At 38.0% G+C, this 21,368-nt stretch carries 14 protein-coding genes; 5 read left to right on the forward strand and 9 right to left on the reverse strand.

The genetic code is table 11. The features are described from left to right. Positions 1 to 79 precede the first annotated feature (79 nt). The 5 genes from ACSBFT_RS09740 to ACSBFT_RS09760 all read left to right on the forward strand — a co-directional run bounded on the left by ACSBFT_RS09740 (position 80) and on the right by ACSBFT_RS09760 (position 8,881). Positions 80 to 1,846, forward strand: coding sequence for an ABC transporter ATP-binding protein (locus ACSBFT_RS09740; RefSeq protein WP_463044813.1), 1,767 nt, complete (start codon positions 80 to 82; stop codon positions 1,844 to 1,846). Positions 1,847 to 2,103: 257 nt separating this feature from the next. Next, positions 2,104 to 3,321, forward strand: coding sequence for a WG repeat-containing protein (locus ACSBFT_RS09745; protein WP_489604454.1), 1,218 nt, complete (start codon positions 2,104 to 2,106; stop codon positions 3,319 to 3,321). A 684-nt stretch (positions 3,322 to 4,005) separates the two neighbouring features. Then, entirely contained in the window at positions 4,006 to 5,223 is a 1,218-nt protein-coding gene (locus ACSBFT_RS09750) for a WG repeat-containing protein (RefSeq protein WP_489604455.1), read from the forward strand. 270 nt (positions 5,224 to 5,493) lie between these two features. Further along, on the forward strand, positions 5,494 to 7,758 hold the full coding sequence (locus ACSBFT_RS09755; RefSeq protein WP_489604456.1) for an aconitate hydratase: 2,265 nt from the start codon (positions 5,494 to 5,496) through the stop codon (positions 7,756 to 7,758). A gap of 166 nt (positions 7,759 to 7,924) precedes the next feature. After that, positions 7,925 to 8,881 (forward strand): alkaline phosphatase family protein, encoded by a 957-nt coding sequence (locus ACSBFT_RS09760; protein ID WP_489604457.1) that lies wholly within the window; start codon positions 7,925 to 7,927, stop codon positions 8,879 to 8,881. A gap of 42 nt (positions 8,882 to 8,923) precedes the next feature. Here the strand turns inward: ACSBFT_RS09760 and ACSBFT_RS09765 are convergent, their stop codons facing one another. The 9 genes from ACSBFT_RS09765 to ACSBFT_RS09805 all read right to left on the reverse strand — a co-directional run bounded on the left by ACSBFT_RS09765 (position 8,924) and on the right by ACSBFT_RS09805 (position 21,334). Next, positions 8,924 to 9,397 carry a hypothetical protein gene (locus tag ACSBFT_RS09765; protein ID WP_489604458.1) on the reverse strand — a complete coding sequence of 158 codons (474 nt, stop codon included), beginning with the start codon at positions 9,395 to 9,397 and terminating at the stop codon, positions 8,924 to 8,926. After that, the gene (locus ACSBFT_RS09770) at positions 9,397 to 9,915 is read right to left on the reverse strand and encodes a hypothetical protein (RefSeq protein WP_489604459.1); all 519 of its coding nucleotides are present in this window, start codon (positions 9,913 to 9,915) and stop codon (positions 9,397 to 9,399) included. The genes ACSBFT_RS09765 and ACSBFT_RS09770 overlap by 1 nt, the downstream gene beginning before the upstream one ends. Further along, positions 9,912 to 12,617 carry a porin family protein gene (locus tag ACSBFT_RS09775; protein ID WP_489604460.1) on the reverse strand — a complete coding sequence of 902 codons (2,706 nt, stop codon included), beginning with the start codon at positions 12,615 to 12,617 and terminating at the stop codon, positions 9,912 to 9,914. Before ACSBFT_RS09775 ends, ACSBFT_RS09770 begins: the two co-directional genes overlap by 4 nt. Positions 12,618 to 12,659: 42 nt before the next feature. After that, positions 12,660 to 13,442: a hypothetical protein gene (locus ACSBFT_RS09780; RefSeq protein ID WP_489604461.1), complete on the reverse strand. Its 783-nt coding sequence runs from the start codon at positions 13,440 to 13,442 to the stop codon at positions 12,660 to 12,662. Positions 13,443 to 13,510: 68 nt separating this feature from the next. Further along, complete coding sequence (locus tag ACSBFT_RS09785; RefSeq protein WP_489604462.1) at positions 13,511 to 14,071, reverse strand: hypothetical protein; 561 nt, start codon at positions 14,069 to 14,071, stop codon at positions 13,511 to 13,513. A 566-nt stretch (positions 14,072 to 14,637) separates the two neighbouring features. Then, on the reverse strand, positions 14,638 to 16,245 hold the full coding sequence (locus ACSBFT_RS09790) for a sulfatase (RefSeq protein WP_489604463.1): 1,608 nt from the start codon (positions 16,243 to 16,245) through the stop codon (positions 14,638 to 14,640). Positions 16,246 to 16,300: 55 nt separating this feature from the next. Further along, complete coding sequence (locus ACSBFT_RS09795; protein ID WP_489604464.1) at positions 16,301 to 18,319, reverse strand: glycoside hydrolase family 127 protein; 2,019 nt, start codon at positions 18,317 to 18,319, stop codon at positions 16,301 to 16,303. Positions 18,320 to 18,460: 141 nt separating this feature from the next. Continuing rightward, positions 18,461 to 19,915, reverse strand: a complete 1,455-nt coding sequence (locus ACSBFT_RS09800) for a sulfatase-like hydrolase/transferase (RefSeq protein ID WP_489604465.1) — start codon at positions 19,913 to 19,915, stop codon at positions 18,461 to 18,463. Positions 19,916 to 19,957: 42 nt separating this feature from the next. Next, positions 19,958 to 21,334 carry a sulfatase gene (locus tag ACSBFT_RS09805; protein ID WP_489604466.1) on the reverse strand — a complete coding sequence of 459 codons (1,377 nt, stop codon included), beginning with the start codon at positions 21,332 to 21,334 and terminating at the stop codon, positions 19,958 to 19,960. Positions 21,335 to 21,368: the final 34 nt, after the last annotated feature.

The raw sequence follows: 21,368 nt of genomic DNA on the forward strand, positions 1-21,368 counted from the left end.
ACGAGCTATCTTCCTTTAGAATATCTGAACGAAAACATTTGGTCTGTAGTTTTAGGTAAAGACTCTAAAAAGCGAAATCTTGCAAGAAGAAAAAGTAAGCGGAAAAATTTTTGATAAGGCTGTTTTAAAAAGGCTTTTCACATTCATAAACCCTTATAAAGGTCGGTTTATAATGTTAGTGGTGTTCATATTATTAGGAGCTGTTATGTCTCCTATTATGCCATTATTGATAAAATACACCATTGACGGGCCCATTACAAGTGGCAGCTATTCTGAGCTGACTAAAATGCTCATGATAATGATTGGGCTATTGTTTACATCCTCTTTACTCTCTTTTTTCAATACCTATTTAGCGGGATGGTTAGGTCAGCATATTATTAGAGATATTAGAATAGAGCTTTATGACAAAATCCTTAGCCTTAAGCTCAGGTTTTTTGATGAAACACCTATTGGAAGACTGGTAACCAGAACCATTTCAGATATTGAGACACTTTCAAATGTCTTTAGTTCCGGATTTGCGGCTATCGCTGGGGATATTCTTCAACTCATCCTAATCATGGCGGTCATGTTTTATACAGACTGGCGTTTATCGCTTATAAGCTTAAGCACCATTCCGCTCATGCTTATTAGCACCTATATCTTTAAAGAGAAGGTAAAAAAGTCTTTCAACCAAGTCAGAAATGCCGTTTCTAATTTAAACAGCTTCATGCAAGAGCAGATTACAGGCATGAGTTTGGTGCAAGTTTTCAATTCAGAAAAAATATCATTTTCAAAGTTTTTAGACATCAACGAGAAACACAGAGACGCCAACATCAGGTCTGTACTTTATTACTCGGTATATTATCCGGTGGTAGAAGTCATTTCTGCTCTTGGTGTGGGCTTGGTGGTTTGGTATGGTGCCAAAGAGATTTTGAATCCCGCAGCCGATGTTACTTTCGGTACCATTACGGCCTTTATTATGTTTATCAATCAATTCTTCAGACCTATTAGAATGATAGCGGACAGGGTGAATACGCTTCAGATGGGAATTGTGAGTACAGATAGAATATTGAAAGTTTTAGATAGTGACGAATTTATGCAAAATAATGGCACTATCACCACGCCGATTGAAGGAGAGGTCAGCTTTGAGAAGGTTTGGTTTGCTTATAAGGATGATAATTATGTTTTAAAGGATATTTCCTTTCATGTTAAAAAAGGAGAAACGGTGGCGTTTGTTGGTGCCACAGGAGCAGGAAAGAGTTCTATTGTTAATTTATTAACGCGTTTTTATGAAATCAATAAAGGGGATATAAAAATTGATGGTATAAATGTAAAGGAATACGAGCTATCACATCTTCGAAGACAAATTGGTATGGTGCTTCAAGATGTTTTCTTATTCTCTGATACCATTAGAAACAACATTACGCTCGGAGATGATAGTATTTCTGACCAACAAATTATAGAAGCGGCAAAAATGGTGGGTGTGCATCAATTCATTATGCAGCTGCCAGGGAACTATGATTATAATGTGATGGAGCGTGGGGCTACCCTATCTGTAGGTCAAAGACAGCTCATCTCATTTGTAAGGGCCATGGTTCAAAACCCAAATATTATAGTTTTAGATGAAGCTACATCTTCGATTGACACAGAATCTGAAGAGCTTATCCAGAAGGCCATTGAAAAACTGATGAAGGGAAGAACCGCTGTAGTTATAGCCCACAGATTAAGCACCATTCAAAAAGCAAATAAGATTGTGGTGGTAGATAAGGGGAAAATTGTGGAAATAGGTTCCCATGATGAGCTTTTGAAAAAACAAGGAGCATATGCTAACCTTTACGAAATGCAATACGCAGCTGCTTTAACTTAAAAATCTTTTTCCCAACAAAATGTGTCTTAAAACTCAAGATTAAGCCCTTTTCTTTTCTATTCAACAAAATATTTGGCTTAAACACAAATTTGGCACGGGCATTCAAGCAGTAAGAGATTAAATCTTCTTTTTTTGAAAATATTAGCTATTTAGCTTTTAAATCGAGGATTAATCATTAAAAAAATCGAATAATAACAAACGTATAAGGTATTTGGCATAGAATTTGGGATTGGGTAGGTAAATAAATGCCCCTTATCATGATCAAGCAAAAATCTATTACTGCCTTAACCATACTTATTCTATTTTTATCCTCTACGCTCATTCATGCCACTGGTCCAGATAAAACAGCGGCTCAGGGATTTACAGCAGGATACGCTTTTAAGGATGGCCTTTCTAAAATTCAGATAAACGGTCAGTTTGGATTCCTGAATAAGGAAGGAAACATTATCATATCATGCGATTACGACAATGCTTCTGATTTCGAAAACGGCTTTTCTATATTAAGAAAAGGTAAAAACTACGGTTTTATTTCTACTTCAGGGAAATTATTAACTCCTATTCAATATGAAGCACTTGAAGCTTTTCAAGGAAACAGAGCCCTTTTCAAAAAAGATGGCAAATATGGTTACCTAGATAAGAACGGAAATGAAGTAATATCTAACACGTTTGAATCTGCATTGAGCTTTGAAGGAAATTATGCCGTCGTCGTTGAAAATATGCTTTCTGGTTATATTGACAGAGAAGGAAATACCATAATACAGCCGCAATTTCAATTTGCCATGAACTTCACAGAAGGTTTGGCTCCAGTGCTTAAAAACGGTAAATGGGGATTTATCAATGAAAGTGGGAAAGTTGCATTAGCTTTTGAATATGACTTCGTTTCTAATTTCAAAGATGGAAGGGCTACAGTAAGAAAAAATGGGAAAGCGGCGATTATTAATATCAAAGGAGATTTAGTAACAGATTATAATTTTGAAAACATTTCTGAATTCGTTAATGGTTATGCCTTATTTATTAAAGATGGCAAATTCGGAGTGATGAACAAAAAAGGAAATATCAAATTTTCTGGTATGGATAGAATCATTCAGTCCAGTAATGGCCTTTATGCTTTCCAACAAAATAACAATTGGGGTTTCATTAATAACAGTGGAGACGAAATGATTTCTCCTGTTTACAGTAAAGTGGGTGATTTTAAAGATGGATTAGCCAAAGTTCAAAGAGATGGTAAGTATGGATTTATTAATGAAAAAGGAGAAATAGTCATTCCTGTTATTTACGAAAATGCGAACGACTTTTCGGAAGGTGTAGCTTCCGTGAGAAGTAATGACATTTACTATTTTATAGATAAACTAGGCACGGAGCAACTAGCGGTGGCTTTAGATATGAAATCTATACCTGAAAGAATTATTGTCAGCGTAAACAACAATCAAATGATTTTCACGAATGGAAAACTAGTGGCTGGAGCCAGTTTCTAAACTCGTATATTAAATTAAAAGAAGAGGTCAGTTCCATAAAGGAGCTGACCTCTTCTCTTTTTAAGCCAGTCTTACTACCTTATTATGCGTAATAAGCGTTAAAATGGTGTACATCATGCATGTAAGTGCCGAGAGCCCAACGTTGCTATAATTAGGCAATTTCGCTATGCTACTCGGAGCTCAACAATTAATTTTTCAAAAGCGTAATTCAATTTAAAGCGTTTTTCCTTTGACTGTCTTTTTCTTATGACTCTACTTTGACAGAAGAACTACTACCAGATTCAATCTTTAAAAACGGAAATAATTCAATTTCTTGGTCACAAATAATGAAAATGAAATTATAACCAGGATAAGACAGCGAAATGCTTTAAACAAATAAACTAAACAACCCATTAAACTAGGACTGCAAACCTTAGCTTTCATACTTTAAAAACACCCATTAATACTGATTTGAAACTTTCTCAATAAAAAAATAAGTATATACGTGTTGTTTGGCACGGTATTTCACTTTAATAAATCGGAAAGACGATTAAAAAAGCAATTATGCAAACGTATATACTTGAAGTTTATATTCACATATCCAAAACACCTTATTCATCCTAAAAACCCTCTTAGAAGACATTTAAAGCACTTGTTGGCACGTAATTGGTAATTACCTAAATGTACTCTAGACAATAAACGAATATGAAAAAGAAATTCACTTCCGCCTTAATTGCTTTCGTCTTTTTGCTCTCATCATTGGTGACTTTTGCCAACGAAAACAATTACCTTCCTATGTCTAGTTTTAATGCTAGCTATTCCTTTAATGATGGTAGATGTAAAATAAAGATCAACGGACTTTATGGTTTTATCAATAAAGAAGGTAGAATACTTATTCCTTGTGAATATGAATATGCTTCTGATTTTGAAAACGGTTTTGCCATTGTTAGAAAAAACAATCAGTTTGGGTTTATCTTAAAAAATGGAACAGCAATAACAGAAATCAAATACGAATATCTAGAAGCGTTTAGTGGCAACAGAGCCCTATTCAAAAAAGACGGAAAATTTGGGTTTCTGGACATCAATGGAGCCGAAGTTATCAAGAATACTTACGAATTTGCTATGAGTTTCACTGGAGAAACTGCAGTGATAAAACAAAACAACCTAAGCGGTTATATTAACAGAGATGGAGAAATCATCATTGAACCTGAATATGACTTTGCTCTGGGGTTTGCCGAAGGCTTGGCACCCGTAATGAGAGATGGCAAATGGGGATATATTAACGCCGACAATAAGGTCATCATAGATTTCCAGTACAACATTGCCTCTACGTTTAAGGAAGGAATTGCCACGGTAATAGACCAAAACAAAACCAAAATCATAAATCAAAAAGGTGCACCTATCTCTAAAGGAAACTTTGATAACATTTCTGAATTTATTAATGGGCACGCCCTATGTTTTCAGGACGGCAAATTTGGCATCATAAATAAAAAGGGAACTGTAAAAGTTTCTGGTCTAAATAAGGCCATCCAAAGCAACAACGGTCTTTATGCCGTGAGCAGAAATAATATGTGGGGTTTTATAAACACCGATGGTAAAGAAATAATAGAACCTACATTTAGTAGTGTTGGAGATTTCCATGAAGGAATGGCCAAAGTTCAAATGGATGGTAAATTTGGATTCATAAATCAATATGGAGAGGTTATTATTCCTATCATTTACGATTCCGCTAGAGATTTCTCAGAAGGGATGGTTTCAGTAAAACTAGCCGACACCTATTATTTCCTTGACGATTTTGGCACAGAAAAATTAGCCTTCTCTTTGGATGGAAAATCTGTGCCTGATAAAATAATAGTCAGGGTCAATAATAATGAACTTATATATAATGAGGGTAAATTAACAACGGCCTCATTGAAAGATTAAATCAGTTTTTTAAGTAAGCAAGTTAGCGAGCAGAACCCTCTACTGGAGGGATTTTGCTTTTTATACCATCCCATTAAAGCCACTCTTAAAATCCTTTCTAGAAAGCCTTCAGCACCAAATTCAGACCAAATACTTTAAAAGACTTCAACAAGGAGTCCTTTTCATGAAATTATTCCTTTCTAAACGGGGTTATAATAGTGGCAAACTTAGGATCTAGATTCGTAAATCATTAATTTCGCCGCACATTTAGAACACTCAAAATCATAGAATATGGCATTCAATATTGACATCATAAAGGCTCTATATAGTCAAATGGCTAGTAAAATAGAAAAAGCCAGAGAAATCACAGGGAAACCTTTGACGCTATCTGAAAAGATATTGTACTCTCACCTTTCTCCTGAAGAAACACCTAGAGCCTTCAACAGAGGAAAAGATTATGTAGACTTTGCTCCGGATAGAATTGCATGTCAAGACGCAACAGCCCAAATGGCTTTACTTCAGTTTATGCAAGCTGGAAAAGCAAAAGTGGCTGTACCAACAACTGTTCACTGTGATCACCTTATTCAAGCCAAATTAGGAGCAGATAAGGATTTACAGGCGGCATTGAATTCAAGTAACGAAGTATTTAACTTTCTAGAGTCTGTTTCTAGAAAATATGGTATCGGATTCTGGAAGCCAGGTGCAGGTATTATTCACCAAGTGGTTTTAGAAAACTATGCATTCCCTGGAGGAATGATGATTGGTACAGATTCTCACACAGTAAACGCTGGTGGACTAGGAATGGTGGCTATTGGTGTAGGTGGAGCAGATGCTGTAGATGTCATGGTAGGAATGCCATGGGAGCTTAAATTCCCTAAATTAATCGGTGTTAAATTAACTGGAAAGCTTTCTGGCTGGTCTTCTCCTAAAGATGTTATTCTTAAAGTCGCTGGTATTTTAACCGCTAAAGGTGGAACAGACGCTATCGTAGAGTATTTCGGTGAAGGTGCAAGTTCAATGTCTTGTACTGGAAAAGGAACCATCTGTAACATGGGTGCAGAGATAGGAGCCACAACTTCTACTTTCGGTTATGACGAGTCTATGGAGCGTTATTTAAGAGCCACAGGAAGAGATGACGTAGCCGATGCTGCCAACGAAATTAAAGAACACCTTAACGGTGACCCTGAAGTTTATGCCAACCCGGAGCAATACTTCGACCAAGTCATTGAAATTAATCTTTCTACCTTATTACCTCACCTTAACGGACCCTTCACACCAGATTTGGCTACGCCAGTGGGTGAAATGACAGAGAAAGCTATCAAGAACGATTGGCCATTAGATGTAGAATGGGGTTTAATTGGTTCTTGTACCAACTCTTCTTACGAAGATTTGTCTAGAGCAGCTTCTGTAGCAAAACAAGCTATAGACAAGGGATTGAAAACGAAAGCTGAATTTGGTATCAACCCAGGTTCTGAGCAAGTAAGATTTACCGCAGAAAGAGATGGTTTACTTCAAGTTTTTGTTGACCTAGATGCTACCATATTCACGAACGCTTGTGGACCATGTATTGGACAGTGGGCTAGAGCAGGTGCGGAAGACAAGAAGAAGAATACCATTGTTCACTCTTTCAACAGAAACTTTGCAAAAAGAGCTGATGGTAACCCAAATACGCACGCATTCGTAGGTTCTCCTGAATTAGTAGCAGCAGTTGCTATTGCAGGTCGCTTAGACTTCAACCCTATCACAGACACCCTTATAAACGATAAAGGTGAGGAAGTGAAATTTGAAGAGCCTACAGGTCTTGAGCTTCCTCCTAAAGGATTCGACGTAGAAGATGCTGGTTATTTAGAGCCAGATGCGGACGGTAGTGGCATAAAAATAAATGTAAAAGACGATTCTGAGCGACTTCAACTATTAGAGTCTTTCTCTCCTTGGGATGGCAAAAATATTGATGGTGCCAAATTGTTAATCAAGGCTTACGGTAAATGTACTACCGACCATATTTCTATGGCAGGACCGTGGTTACGTTTCAGAGGTCACTTAGATAATATCGCAAACAATACGCTTATAGGTGGTGTGAATGCATTTAACATGCAAACAAACTCTGTAAAAAGTCAAATTAATGGCGAATACGGAGCCGTGCCAGATACACAGAGAACTTACAAAGCAGCTGGAATTCCTACCATCATAGTGGGAGACCATAACTACGGTGAAGGTTCTTCTAGAGAGCACGCCGCTATGCAGCCAAGACATTTGGGTGTAAAAGTGGTTATCGTTAAGTCTTTTGCTCGTATTCACGAGACCAACCTTAAAAAGCAAGGTGTGTTGGCTTTAACTTTTGCTACGCCAGATGATTATGATAAAATCCAAGAAGATGATACTTTCAACTTCACAGATTTAGCTGATTTTGCTCCACAAAAGCAAATCACGATTGAAGTGGTTCACGCTGACGGAAGCAAAGACAGCATTTTGGCTAATCATACTTATAACGAAGCTCAAATAGAATGGTTTAAGGCAGGTTCTGCTCTTAACCTTATTAAGCTTAAGAATAAATAAGCATTTAAAAATTTAGTTTTTAATAAAAGACCCTTTTCGGAGGGTCTTTTGCTTTTTTAAACCTCCATTTTTAATAATTACGGTGTATTAAGAAATTATTATTTTGGCGATACTTACTGTATTAATACATTCAAAAGAAGAACTTTGCGACTATTAAATTATCAATATGAAGCAAACCACTTTAGCTCTGTTATTTTTTCTTTTCTTCTTAAATAGCTACAGTCAGGAGAAAAAATGCCTTTTGGTTTTATTGGATGGCATTCCTGCCGATGTATTAGAAAAAACAGCCACGCCAAACATAGACCAAATCGCTAAAACGGGTGCCTATGCCAGGGCCTATGTAGGTGGAGAGAAAGGCGGTATTTCTCAATCTCCCACTATATCTGCAGTAGGCTATAACAGCATGCTTACGGGTACATGGGCAAACAAACATAATGTTTGGGGGAACAGCATCAAAGAACCCAACTATAGCTATCCTAGCATTTTCAAGGCGGCAAAGGAAAGCCAGCCAGATATCAAATTGGGTATCTACTCTACTTGGGAAGACAACAGGACAAAACTCTTAGGAGAAGGACGGCCGGAAACCCAATACTTAAAGCTGGATTATATTTTTGATGGATACGAAAACGACACGCTCGCCTTCCCACACGATAAAGAAAGGGAATTCATTAAGAACATTGACAAGCTGGTGGTAAAAGAAGCCGCAAGGAGCATTGAAAAAGATGTACCTACCCTATCATGGGTTTATCTGGAATACACCGACGACATAGGCCATAAATATGGCGATAGCCCAGAAATGACTGCAGCCGTAAAGCTAGCCGACCAACAAATGGGTCAAATCTATGCCGCCATTCAAAAGCGAGAAAAAGTACATCATGAAGATTGGCTAATTATTATTACCACAGACCATGGCAGAAGCCCAGAAGATGGTAAAGGACATGGTGGACAAACCGACAGAGAAAGAACCACCTGGATAGCCACCAATAAAGCGAGCGTAAACGATAGATTCAAAAACGGCTTAGCCATCGTGGATATCTTCCCTACAGTGTCCCAGTTTTTAGAACTGAATTTAGCGGAATCTGTTAAAGAGCATTTAGAAGGTGTTTCTTTCTTGGAACCTTAAAATGATTGTCATTTTATGATAACTCAAGGGCCAATTTAAAGCTTAAAAATTTGATACCGTATAGATAATACTCGCAGAATAGGCTTGAGCAGGAATCGTAACGGACGCACCACGAATTTGGTATTGCACCGGCACATCCTTCCTTGTTCCACTGAGAGCTTGTGCCGTGAAGAATGACTGATTCGTGGTGGTTAATTGGAAATAGTTTGTACCCCCACTTATGGTTGACGCACTTTGAGTACCACTACCAGTTCTTCTTATCCAAATACTCAACGCAGAAGGCCAAGTGCTACTACTCATTTTTACAGATAAGGTATATCCCGTAATCCCACCTAAACCTTTAAAATCAATGAGCGTCTGATCTGTTGGGCTTTCAAATACACCACTATAGTCATTACCAGCTTCCGTTATGGCCGTACTTGACACAACGTACGTCCATCCTTGACTTACATCCATGTTCTGACCACAAAGGTCAATTGCACTAAAAACCAATAAGAGGAAGGCTATGATTCTCATTAATTGTCGGACATAGTAAATTTAACGGTAAACGATTTCGTAACATTCCTCAATTGGCTGAAATTTGCTATTTCTAAAGAATAGCTTAAATTATACCCCTTACCTGTACCATCACCAGTATATGCTCCTCCTATGCCATTGATAATGGCTTGAGCAGTATTATTGAGGATAATTGAAGATGTTGAAGTACCTAAGACACCGCCTCCATTACCCGCATAGTTGGCAATACCCATTTTTAAACTTAGCCCATTAATGTTAGTCTCTAGCACCTCAGCGGTTATTCTTCTAGAGGTACTAGGACCTACAGCAGAAGTGAAATTAAGCCATTTAGAGGAGTCTTTAAGAGCATCCAAAACGGAGGTGCCGGACTCTGCAGGTGAGGTCAGTGCTAAAGTCAGTGCAGTACCTGAGGGTTCGATATCCATTTTTGAAATACTTGGCAACGTAAAATTAATCGCAACCGTAGACTGCCCGAAAAGCGTCCCAGTTAAGAAAAGTAAGCCAAATATGTATTTCATTTATTGGTTGACGACAGATGAAACTCCTGACCCGTACTTTGAATTTTCCGTTCAATAGATCTCAAGGTAAAATTAGCCATTTCTATCTTACTCGAAGCTATCTGAATGTTTAAAACATTGTCCGTAATCTCATACTCTCGCTGATTTCCAGGAATATACATGGTAAGCTTCCAGTCCCCTGGCTTTATTTCCTTAAAGGAATATCTATTATCCTTAGTCACGGTGGTCAGATAACTCTCTTCCCCATTTGTTAACTTTACCAAGACTGTAGGTTTATTTTGCCCGTCCTTGGCGATACTATATTTTTCTGTTATACTAAAGTCAAGGACACCAGCTATTCCACCCGTTTTCACCAAGCCCACTTCTAAATATTCGGTTCTATTAGCCACAATATTTACCTCCAAAGGTGTTTTTTCTTGAGAAACCACACCTGCCAGTTCAAAAGTCGGTGGAATAGAAAAAATGTATTTATTAGGACTTATATTATTAAAATGAAAACTCCCAGAGGAATCTGTCAAAGCGGTATAAGGCCCCAGTCTTACCATAATCCCTTTTTTCTGTATACCAGCATTCAATGCAATGAGTTTTCCACTCAGCTGACCAATATTCTCGTCCTTTGCTACGCTCGGGTTCAGTTTAACGGTATACTTAATAGAGAAAAAGGAGGAATTTTGCCCTTTATCCACCATGGATGGTGAAAAAGCTCGTCCGCCAACCAAAGAAAGCGAGTGATTCTTGAAATTAAAAGATAAGGAGGCATTGCTATAATTTCTTTTCTCAAACAATTCATCGGGAGCATAATTATTACGATACATGAAGTTTAGCCGTATAAAATCTTTATAATTCATGCTGACATTTCCTCCATAATATATTAAATTTTGGCTACTGTTATCCGATGAGAATTTATTGGTATGTTGATATTCCGCATATCCTCCTAAATTCAGCCAAGGGGTAATGGCCACATGAGGCTGCAAGGTGGTGCCGTAAGATTTTCTACTTTTTTCTGTATCCGATACCAATAGATTGGCTGTTTTACCAAAACGTGTTTGAGAATTAATTTCTAGCCTTTCTGAAGTATACCGATAAGAAAAATTACCATAACTCTCTTTATAATGAAAAGAGGAAATTTCCATCCTATCTTCCCTTTCTTGATTGGTATAATTTAATGCAACCGTATTCTTCCGATTTATGGTATAGTTCATAAAAATGGAATTTGATTTACTTATAGGCGAGACGGCTGAATTAAATATATCTTGGCTAGGATTTACAAGGGAATAGCTATTGCTAACACCTATAAATAATTCTTTACTGATTTGATAATTAATAGCATTAAGAAAAAAGTTACTATTGTTATAAAAACCATGATAATTTTTACCCGCCTTTGTCAGCTGATTTTGAAGCAGTAATTTACCTATCTTATATCGGGCTTTACTATAAATGGCCATATCCAGCTTATTTTTAGCCAAACCAAAACTAACCTCGGCATCTATTTCTAAATTTTTCCAATTAAAGTATCCCGAAGTGCTTACAAGATTAGACATAAATTCACCAGCATTATCTGACAGCTTCTTTGACATATAATTGAATTTCACGCTATTCTTATGCTCTAGTTGCAGCTCATAACTCCCCCCAAAAGCATATTTCTGATTGCTAGAGAATCTACTTTTTTGAAAAAATACACTTACCGTATTATTATTTATTTTTTGTTCTAGCTTTACCCCTCTTCCAAAACGTCCAAATTCCAACAAGTTTGAAACGTGGTTGGAATAATCGCCCAGTGTAACTATACTTTGTTCTTTGTACTTATAAAGAGCGGAGTATTGGCTATAGCCCCCAAGGGTTGGTAGGGATGTATTACTTGGACCCAAAGCCACAAAATCTACATAGTGTTTCTTTCCATAGTCTAAATGGCCTTTTCCGCTTACATCAAATTGTAATGCACTAAAGTTGACATTCCCAAGTTTGTAGTTGACATAATTAAGACCTGCCACTATAGGTAATCTCAAATGATTATCCAGTTTTTTTTGTCTATCCGTATAGACGGGAATAGAAACCACCTGATACAAGGGAATTCTATTTGCTACTTTTAAGTGGATATCTGATGATATATGCCAGCTTGTTTGTTTCGTAAAGGGAACTATTTGCGTCACCTTTACTACTTTACTGGCATTGGGTTGGATGGTTAAAGTATCTGATACTAAGCGACCCGTTGTACTACTTAAAAAAACTTTCTCCGAGGCATTTCCCAGATTTTGAATTAAAAAAGAGGTTACCAAGGTATCTCCCTCTATCACATACTCTTTCTTTTCCAATGGAATGATCTCCAAAAAGTACGTTTCTGAAATCTTAACTTCAATACTTTTATAAGCAATAATGTTGCCTTTGATGTAGAGTCCAAAACTTAAGAAATGGGACTTAGAGGACGTTTCTTTGGAGGTGGATATGGTATACATATACCGCATTCCGGACTCTTTATTTATTTTTTTTTCTGAAAGAATGCTCCAACCCTCCGGAATCTTTAGAACCGATTCATTTTCGGGAAAAGATTCCTGAAAATCTTGCTCCACTTCCAGAAATAAAGAAAAGTAAGCACCAGGTTTTACGTTTTCAAGTTTATTTACAACGCGGATATTCTCCAGGTTTTGACCAAAGGCACAAAACCGGATAAGCGTAAGAAATAATATGTAAACGACATTTTTCAATCTTTACAATTAAGAATTTAATAGGAAAGAACACTGGATAAACTAATCAATATCTAAGGAGATATTGGAGGCAAAAAGATCATTATCATTGTCCATGACCAAAACCGACTCATAGCTACCTTTAACTAAGCCAAATAATTCTAAGGCATAAGAGGAACACATAGCAGGATATATTCTTCTGCTCAGTGTTTTAAAGGTCTCAACATGATTACCATCTTCATCATATACTTCAAGGTATAATTTGACTTTCTCAGAAAACTGACCGTCATTTCTAACCGTCACATGCATCATTTTGGTAGAATCGCTGACATCATTCATGCTTAAGTCGCTCACCAGTAGTCCAGATTTTCCTGAAGTGCCATTATCACCAATGATTTGAACCGCGTATCTCATCACAGAATTTACAGAAATTCCATTAGGCTGAACTTCGTTTACGGGGTTGGCTCCTTCTATCATCAGTACGGTCCAGTAGGAGCCACTTTCCATATCGGCTGGTGCGTCTATGGTATAAAACAGCGTATACTCTTCTAAAGGCTCAAGCGTTTTCTCATCTACTGTGGTACTTAACCATTTGGTAAGTGAACGCTTATGCCATCCTCCTCCGTATTTTACATCTTCTCCGCAGTGAACGGTGACGTCCTCTTTATAAAAGATAACCCTTTTAGGCACATCAGACTCGTTTCTAAGCACCACGCTTCCGCTAATGCTTTGATTTCCTCCTATGTTATGTACATGTGTGAGCCCGTTTAAAATAACAACAGCAGCCTTAAGAGACTGACAGGTACATAGTAAGAATAGCAAGAATAGAATAATATTTTTTTTCATCAGGAAAGAAGTCAGTTAAAAGAAAAAGAACTGGCAAGGCAGCAAAGCCCGCCAGTTCTTAAACAATTCTAATTTGAATCTGCAAGCGTATAGGTCACTGTAACGTCAGTATCTTTTGCTCTTAATAGACCATAGCTATCATCTAAAGCCTCAAATGTATAGGTTAACTTATGACCTTTATCGTTACCAGTTCCTGTATAAGCACTGCCTATTCCAGTAATCATGGCTTGATTAGCTAATGTTAATGTCGTTTTACCAGCAGTGGTACCTAAAGTACCCTTTGCACCAGTAGCAGCGGCAGCAGCATTTACACTAATATCTATTCCAGCTACCAATACATTAGCTTTTACATAAACACTTCTTAAAGATTCTGTTGTTAGAATAGAAGAATAGTTTAACCAAGTATCCGTATTATCAACTGCATCTTTTATTTTTTCACCTGCTTCATTATCTTCTTGGATAAATTCAGCGTCAAAGCTCTTAGAAACTGTAGTTTCTAAATCTAGTAAAGCAACATCTGGTACTTTAATGGTTATTACATGATTGTCTGTTTCTGAGTCTTGAGCAAAACCTGTCATTGATAAAAGCGTTCCTAGAGCGAAAGTAAGTAGTCCTAATTCTTTTTTCATTTTTTTACGTTTATATATTTAATATTTAAATACATCCATGGCAATTACTATTTGATAAGTAGCAATGAAGTCTGATTGATTAATTTCAAACATCGTGCCAATACAGCCTCACAAAAGAAAAAACACACCTACGTAAAATGTTATAAACCAGTGACTTACGTACCTGAAAATAGACAAACTTCAGGTATTTGTCGTTCATTTATCATGCATTAGGGGCTTATAATCAATAGATTATTAAAGGGTGGCGTTTTCAAGCTTCACCGCTAAGGCACTTAGAAAACTTCAAAAAAAATTAAGGGGAGTAGAAAAAATTGTGGCCATTTTAAATATTTGACCCTAAAAACGCAGCCGTTTGGCACGCACCAGAAATTTATTTAAGAAGAAAAATGGATTTTAATATTGCCAAAAACAGTAAATGTAATTGCAATATCCTTTTTTGTCCAAATTACTCAAATATGCTTACCTCTTTTAAAGAGCATAAAATATATAGCAGTATCCTTCTCCTATATATAGTATATAAGCAAATAATACAGCTATGATTTGTGATTGAACTTATAGTAAAAAGGTCATTTGTACTCCTCTTTTATTTGCGACAACAGCTTTTTACAGACCCCTTTTCTTTGTAAAGCAATGTTTACCGTTTCCTTAGGGTCATATTTATGGTCATAAAGTTCAAGGAATACGGGCTCAGAGTCTGGGTTCCTTCTATCTTTCCAAGCTATAAAACGATAACGGTCTGTGCGGATGGCATAACCCATTAAGTGGTTTTCAAATAAGTCTCTATCCCATTTCTCCTTTTCCTGTTCTTCAATCTTTACTTCTAAATCCGCCATTAAAGCCCCAAAATAGGTCTTTCGCATACCTTCAGATAGCGGATTGGCGGCCCATTCTCTTAAAGCAGGACTGGGAAACTGACTAAATGCCGATTCTTTCCACTTGGTATTCACATTTTCTAAAAGCGGCACTAAACTCTTTCCTTCCAAATGGGAAGGTTTGGAAGTATGGGTTAAATCGCAAAGCGTTGGAAATATATCTAAAAGCTCCACAATGGCATCTGTCTTTTGACCTCTAACATTTACGGGCATCTGTGGTGTAGAAATCATTAAAGGAACTCTGGTTCCTATTTCATAATTGGTGGCTTTCCCCCATACGCCCATGTCGCCCAGATGCCAGCCATGGTCGCTCCATAGTACTATTATGGTATTGTCTTTTTGTCCAGAAGCCTCTAAAGCATCCAACATACGCCCTAACTGGGCATCCACATAACTAACGCTCGCCAGATAGGCATGCTTTAAAGTTAGGGCCAGCTCTGTATCTATTTTGTCATACTTTGGTATCCCAGAGCGAGCTCTTAGTTCAAACGAAGCATGAAGACCCACTGCAGCTCCATCTTTAGGCGGGTAATCATAATCTGCCAGTGGGATTTCTTCTCTTTGAAATAAATCCCAATATTTCTTAGGGGCAATCCAATCTAGGTGTGGGAGTTTAAAGCCCAGTCCTAAAAAAAATGGTTTCTCTGGATTTTGAACCAACTCTTTTAAAGTGGCAATGGCTAGTTCGGTATTTTGACCGTCTGGATAAGTGAGGTCTGGAACATCATAACTTTCATAGGCAGGGCCACGTCCTAAACCATATTTACCGTCTTCACTGTTACTGGCCTCTATGGCTTTTTTATTATTTATAAAAATGGCCTGATTTTCTGGTGAAGCATAACCTCCTATAAGTTTAGGTAGTGAAGCATCAAACTTTACGTTGGCTTCTTTTTTACTCCATGATTTTTCGTCGTCGGTATAACCTGGATGGAATATCTTTCCAGAAAAGACGGTTTCATAACCATGAGCCCTTAACTGCTGAGGCAAGGTGATGATGTCTGGATTAATATCTCTAAAATAAGAGAAGTTTTCTATGACATTGATAGACTCTGGTTTTGCACCTGTCATGATACTAGCTCTAGACGGGCTACAAATGGCCTGCTGACAATATGCTCTATTAAAGAGCAAAGACTGGGCAGCCAATCGGTCGAAATTAGGTGTCTTGGCTATTGGAGAACCATAACAGCCTAATTCTGGACGGAGGTCGTCCACTGCAATAAATAGAATATTTGGCTGCTTTTGTGCAAACAGCTGCGAAGGGATTATCAATAAGCCCAATATGAGCATATATACTTTTTTCATGTTGGGCTTATTTTTTATTATAAAGAATTCGTTTAAGGTCTGTTTATTTAAACTCCTATTTCCAAATCACGGGCAAGAATACCGACATCTCTGCCTGTCCCCTATTGCTCCATGCATAGTAAGGAACCATTTGCGTTTTGAAAGGCTTAAAAACAGGCTTTGAAACCTTGGTATACATCCCTTCCCTTTTATCTGTTCTTAGCATGACTTCGGTTTTCAAAGTAGTAAGTCCACCTAGGAAGTCTGATTGGTAATCAGGTTTAAACTCAGCGTCACCATTCATATAAACGTCAACTATTTTTACATTTTCTGGCAAGTCAGGAGACTCCATACAATAAACCACAGGGCCACGTTTTACTGCTACTTGGTTTCTAACTTCCTCTATTCTATCATTCCCCTGCACCAAACTCGTTTCCATGGGCATATCCAGCTGAATCACATCTCCTTTTTTCCATTTGCGGTTTATGGTCGTATAAGTTCCTGCCACCGTTTTAATACCCGCATCTTTCCCGTTGATTTTAATTTTAGAACCCACAGCCCAATCAGGAATTCTTACAAGCATATCGAAAGGTGCTTCTTTACAGGCCTGGATAGTCATTTTAACGGCACCTTTCCAAGGGTAATCCGTTTCTTGGGTCATCTCGAACGCAGAACCATCCAATAGTTTCGTTTTTAATTTGTTACCACCATATAGGTTAACACTTATACCGTTTTTAGACAAACTATAAGCCCATCCTGACACTTGCACAATGGTACGAACCAAGTTAGGTGGACAGCAAAAACACTCCAAATACGACTGACGCTCTGCATACTCTGTATTCATTTTGGAATAATCTCTAGAGCCTTCTATCTTTCTTAAAGGATTGGCATAATAGTATTCCTTGCCTGTGACACTTATCCCAGATAAAGCACTGTTAAAAAGTACCAACTCCATCACATCGGCGTGCTTTGACTCTCCTTTTAAGCCCAACATGCGGTAGTTAAACATGGAGTTACAGATATTGGCACAGGTCTCGTTATAGGCTGTCATATTAGGCATCATATATTCGTCTATGAATCCCTCTTCTATTTTATCTCTATTGGTAGACGCCCCATAATGTGTTTGACCTACTGCTCCAGTAACATACATTTTCTTATTGGTAACATTATCCCAAAGCCTATCTAGAGCGTCTAGTAATGCCACTTCTCCCGTTTCTGCGGCCACATCTGCAGCACCTGCATAATAATAAAGTGCCAGTACGGCATGCCCTACCGCTTCTGTAGATTCACGCAGCGGCGTTCTTTCTTGAACCATATCCCCTACCGGATAACCCTTGGTAGCCGCATTTTCATCGATTCCGTATTTTCCTCTGTTATTGATAAACTTCTCGGCAAGTTTTAAATATCGCTGGTCTTTGGTGGTTCTGTATAGTTCCACTAAGCCCATTATCTGAGTCTGATTAAAACCGAATCGGCCATAATTGCGACTTTCTGGCATAAATACCGAATATAGATTATCAGCATGCTTTATAGCAATATCCAGAAAGTTGGTTTGACCCGTTACACGGTTATGAATACATGCACTGGTATATAAATGACCACTGTTATACATTTCATGGTATCTTCTATTTTCAAATCTATCAACATTTGGGTTAAGCTGAATCTGAGTTTGAAGATAACCATCCGCCATTTGGGCTTTAGCAATAATGGCTATAATCTCGTCCAATTCTTTCTGAATTTTTGGATCCTTGTTTTGAGCATACACATAACTCATCGCTTCCATCCATTTGTAGAAGTCGCCGTCGTGCCAAGCAAAACCCTCATGCTTACCTTCTTTTAAACCGGCAGCTATTTTAAAGTTATTAAGCCCATGTCCAATATCGCCTTTTAATACCTCACCCATATAAGGCACCATGACCGTTTCAGCCAACTTAAATTTGTCTGCCCAGAAACCTTCGGTCCACTGGCAATCGCCAATGTCAATACTTTTAAGTTTAACATTGGGGCTGGCTGTATTATTGATAATCCCTGCGTTTTGGGCTATTGCTGCCTGCAGTGAAAACATACTTGCGAAAAGCAAAATTATTTTTTTCATTTTCAATGGGTGACTTTTAAAGTTTACTAAAACCTGACTCCAGGCATTTAATAGAGCTATTATCTTGAATTTATTTTATAACAAAGTAAGTTCTAATTGAGCCGAAGGGCTTCGCGTCAATTGACTTTAGATTATCTTATATTACCTTAAATCTTTCAAGACAAAGGTTTCTTTAAATTTGCCCATTTCCTTTTCTTCCCATATTTGACGCAGCTCTTGTGGGTCAAACCAACGAGGTGCTGTATGTGTCTTACTCCAGTTTTGAGCACTCTGAACCATTTCTTTTAATAATTCAGGATGCTGGATACTCAAATCCTTTTGTTCCGAAATATCATGCTTTAGGTCAAAGAGTTTCCATTCATCGTTTCCAGTTTTTAAAGCTTTCCAATTATCTTTCCTTACGCCGACATCGCTATATCCTGAACGGTGACGCATCGCAAAAATCATTTCATCTTTACGAGCACTTTTGTTGCTATTAATACTTTTCAAAACATCCTTTCCGTTCAATACTTTACCCTCTGGTATCTTAGCTTTAGCCAATGCAGCGAACGTAGGATACAGATCCAATGCCGAAACGGGGTGTTCGTAGACCACGTTACTTTTGATACCATTTGGCCAGTGAAAAAACATGGGAACTCTAAAGCCTCCCTCATTGGTATCCCCTTTTCTACCTGTCAATGGCAAATTAGAAGCTCCATGAGCGGTGTCTCCGCCATTATCACTTAAAAACACAATGAGGGTGTTGTTGTATTGATGGGTTCTTTTTAATTCTTCCACCAGTTTTCCAACTCCCCTATCTAATCCATACACCATGGCGGCATAGGTTCTTCTTTTATGGTCTTTAATATCAGAAAACTCCGCTAAATCTTCCTCAATAGCTTCCATAGGAGCATGAGGTGCATTATAGGCCAAGTACAAAAAGAATGGTTCATCCTTTTTAGAGGCGTCATTCACAAACCTGACGGCATCATTTGAAAGCACATCTGTCAGATAATCCGTCTCATTGGAAGTCTCTTTCCCATTATATTCTAAGGGATGGAGGTATTCAAAGATAATCTTAGCACCTGCTTCTTTTTGCTTTTTATAAGCCGCTTTATATTGCTCAGGAAAGTATTTATGACCCCCACCTAAAAAACCGTAAAATTCATCAAATCCTCTTTTATTTGGATGAAACTGTGGAACAGCACCTAAATGCCACTTCCCTATGGCTCCAGTATGATACCCCGATTCCTTTAAAACATTGCTAATAAAAATTTCATTAAGTGGAATCCCGTCTCTAACTAAATCTTCACTATTAGCTGGTAAATTAAACTGAGAACCCATGACATGGGGATATCTACCTGTCATAAGTCCTGCTCTGCTAGGCCCACAAAACGGATGAGCCACATAAGCCGAAGACATCATCGTACCGCTGTGTGCCAACTTATCTAATTGAGGTGTTCTAATATCTGGTGAACCATTAAAGCCGACATCATTATAACCCAAATCATCGGCAAGAATTACAATAATATTGGGTCTTCCGTCAGGTTTATATAAACTTGAGCTTATTAAAAACAGACCCATTAAAAGACTAGAAACTAAAACTGTTCTTTTCATGACTTCAGACTATAAATATTAAAAAATGGCGTTTTTAACCCTTTAATTAACTTTCCTATATTTATCCATCAGCTCAATATCTAACTGCTCATACTTCTTTTGAAGCATCCACCTTGGTCTTTCTAAAGTTTTTTCCCAGTCGAAAATCATTTTATACATTTTCCTTACCCTTTCTGGATTTAAAGCTGCCAAGTCATTTTGCTCTGAGATATCCTCATCAATCCTGTAAAGTTCTGCAGGTCTATCAGGAAATCTAATAAGCTTCCAGTCGCCCTCACGCACCACCGCTCTAGCATCCTTTTTCCAATACAGAATGTCGTGCGGTCGACCCGACGCTTTCCCTTGTAAAAAAGGTATCACATTTACCCCATCTAGACTTTCTAAGTCTTTTGTATTTCCGCCTCCTGCAACATAAAATGTAGGCAATAAATCTAAAGTGCTAATGGGTAAGTTATAGGTGCTATTTGGTGGAATATTTCCTGGCCAGCGAATTAAGAAGGGTACACGAATACCACCTTCTAGGTGTGTGGCTTTGGCTCCTGCCAGGGGTAAATTCACGGAAGCATTATGGTCTACCGGGCCACCATTATCATTCGTGAATATCACAATGGTATTTTCAGATAAACCATTTTGGTCTAAATAATCTAATATTTTCCCACAAGCTCTGTCCAATGCCAAAGTCATGGCTGCCACTTGCTGCCTTTTGCCACTGAGTTCTGGAAATTGGGCTAAATCTTCTTTGGTGGCATCCATTGGCGTATGCACGGCATTAAAAGCCACATAAGCAAAAAACGGATTTTCCTTATTTTTTCCCATAAATGAAATCGCTTCTTCTGCTAGCAAATCCGTCAAGTATTGGGTAGGCTCTTGGAAATTATTGAATCCATATTCCAATTTATTTTGAACCTCCTCAGGTGGTTTTGTGTAAGCAAAATAATCTCTCGCTCCACCCCGAAAACCGACGAACTCGTCAAAGCCTCTTTTTAAAGGATGAAACCTATCTGCTCCTCCTTGGTGCCATTTGCCGAAAATAGCCGAACGATAGCCCAACTTTTTTAAATAGTCGGCCATTGTTTTTTCTTCTACCGGCAATCCCATTTCTATTCCGTCAACTGCAGAAACGGCACTCATGTATCCAGGAACATTGTTTTCCTCAAAACCAAAACGCTGCTGGTATTTCCCAGTTAATAAACCCGCTCTGGATGGACCGCAGGTAGGATCAGAAACGTAAGCCTGCGTACATCTCATGCTTTGCTTGGCGAGCTTATCTAGGTTGGGTGTTTTCATTACTTTACTACCTTGAAAACCGAAGTCGGCATAACCGGCATCATCAGCAAAAAGTAAAACAATGTTGGGCTGCTTTTGGGTAAAGCCAGCCAATGGCGTTATTAATAACAGCAATAAAATTATCCTCTTCATTAGGGTGTCATAGATTTATGGTACAAAACAACAC

The sequence above is a fragment of the Arcticibacterium sp. SM2516 genome, from assembly GCF_057914865.1.

Coding starts and splice junctions, on each gene's coding strand:
- ACSBFT_RS09745 (WP_489604454.1), top strand. CDS start 2,104: ATGATCAAGCAAAAATCTATTACTGCCTTAACCATACTTATTCTATTT.
- ACSBFT_RS09750 (WP_489604455.1), top strand. CDS start 4,006: ATGAAAAAGAAATTCACTTCCGCCTTAATTGCTTTCGTCTTTTTGCTC.
- ACSBFT_RS09755 (WP_489604456.1), top strand. CDS start 5,494: ATGGCATTCAATATTGACATCATAAAGGCTCTATATAGTCAAATGGCT.
- ACSBFT_RS09760 (WP_489604457.1), top strand. CDS start 7,925: ATGAAGCAAACCACTTTAGCTCTGTTATTTTTTCTTTTCTTCTTAAAT.
- ACSBFT_RS09765 (WP_489604458.1), bottom strand. CDS start 9,397: ATGAGAATCATAGCCTTCCTCTTATTGGTTTTTAGTGCAATTGACCTT.
- ACSBFT_RS09770 (WP_489604459.1), bottom strand. CDS start 9,915: ATGAAATACATATTTGGCTTACTTTTCTTAACTGGGACGCTTTTCGGG.
- ACSBFT_RS09780 (WP_489604461.1), bottom strand. CDS start 13,442: ATGAAAAAAAATATTATTCTATTCTTGCTATTCTTACTATGTACCTGT.
- ACSBFT_RS09785 (WP_489604462.1), bottom strand. CDS start 14,071: ATGAAAAAAGAATTAGGACTACTTACTTTCGCTCTAGGAACGCTTTTA.
- ACSBFT_RS09790 (WP_489604463.1), bottom strand. CDS start 16,245: ATGAAAAAAGTATATATGCTCATATTGGGCTTATTGATAATCCCTTCG.
- ACSBFT_RS09795 (WP_489604464.1), bottom strand. CDS start 18,319: ATGAAAAAAATAATTTTGCTTTTCGCAAGTATGTTTTCACTGCAGGCA.
- ACSBFT_RS09800 (WP_489604465.1), bottom strand. CDS start 19,915: ATGAAAAGAACAGTTTTAGTTTCTAGTCTTTTAATGGGTCTGTTTTTA.
- ACSBFT_RS09805 (WP_489604466.1), bottom strand. CDS start 21,334: ATGAAGAGGATAATTTTATTGCTGTTATTAATAACGCCATTGGCTGGC.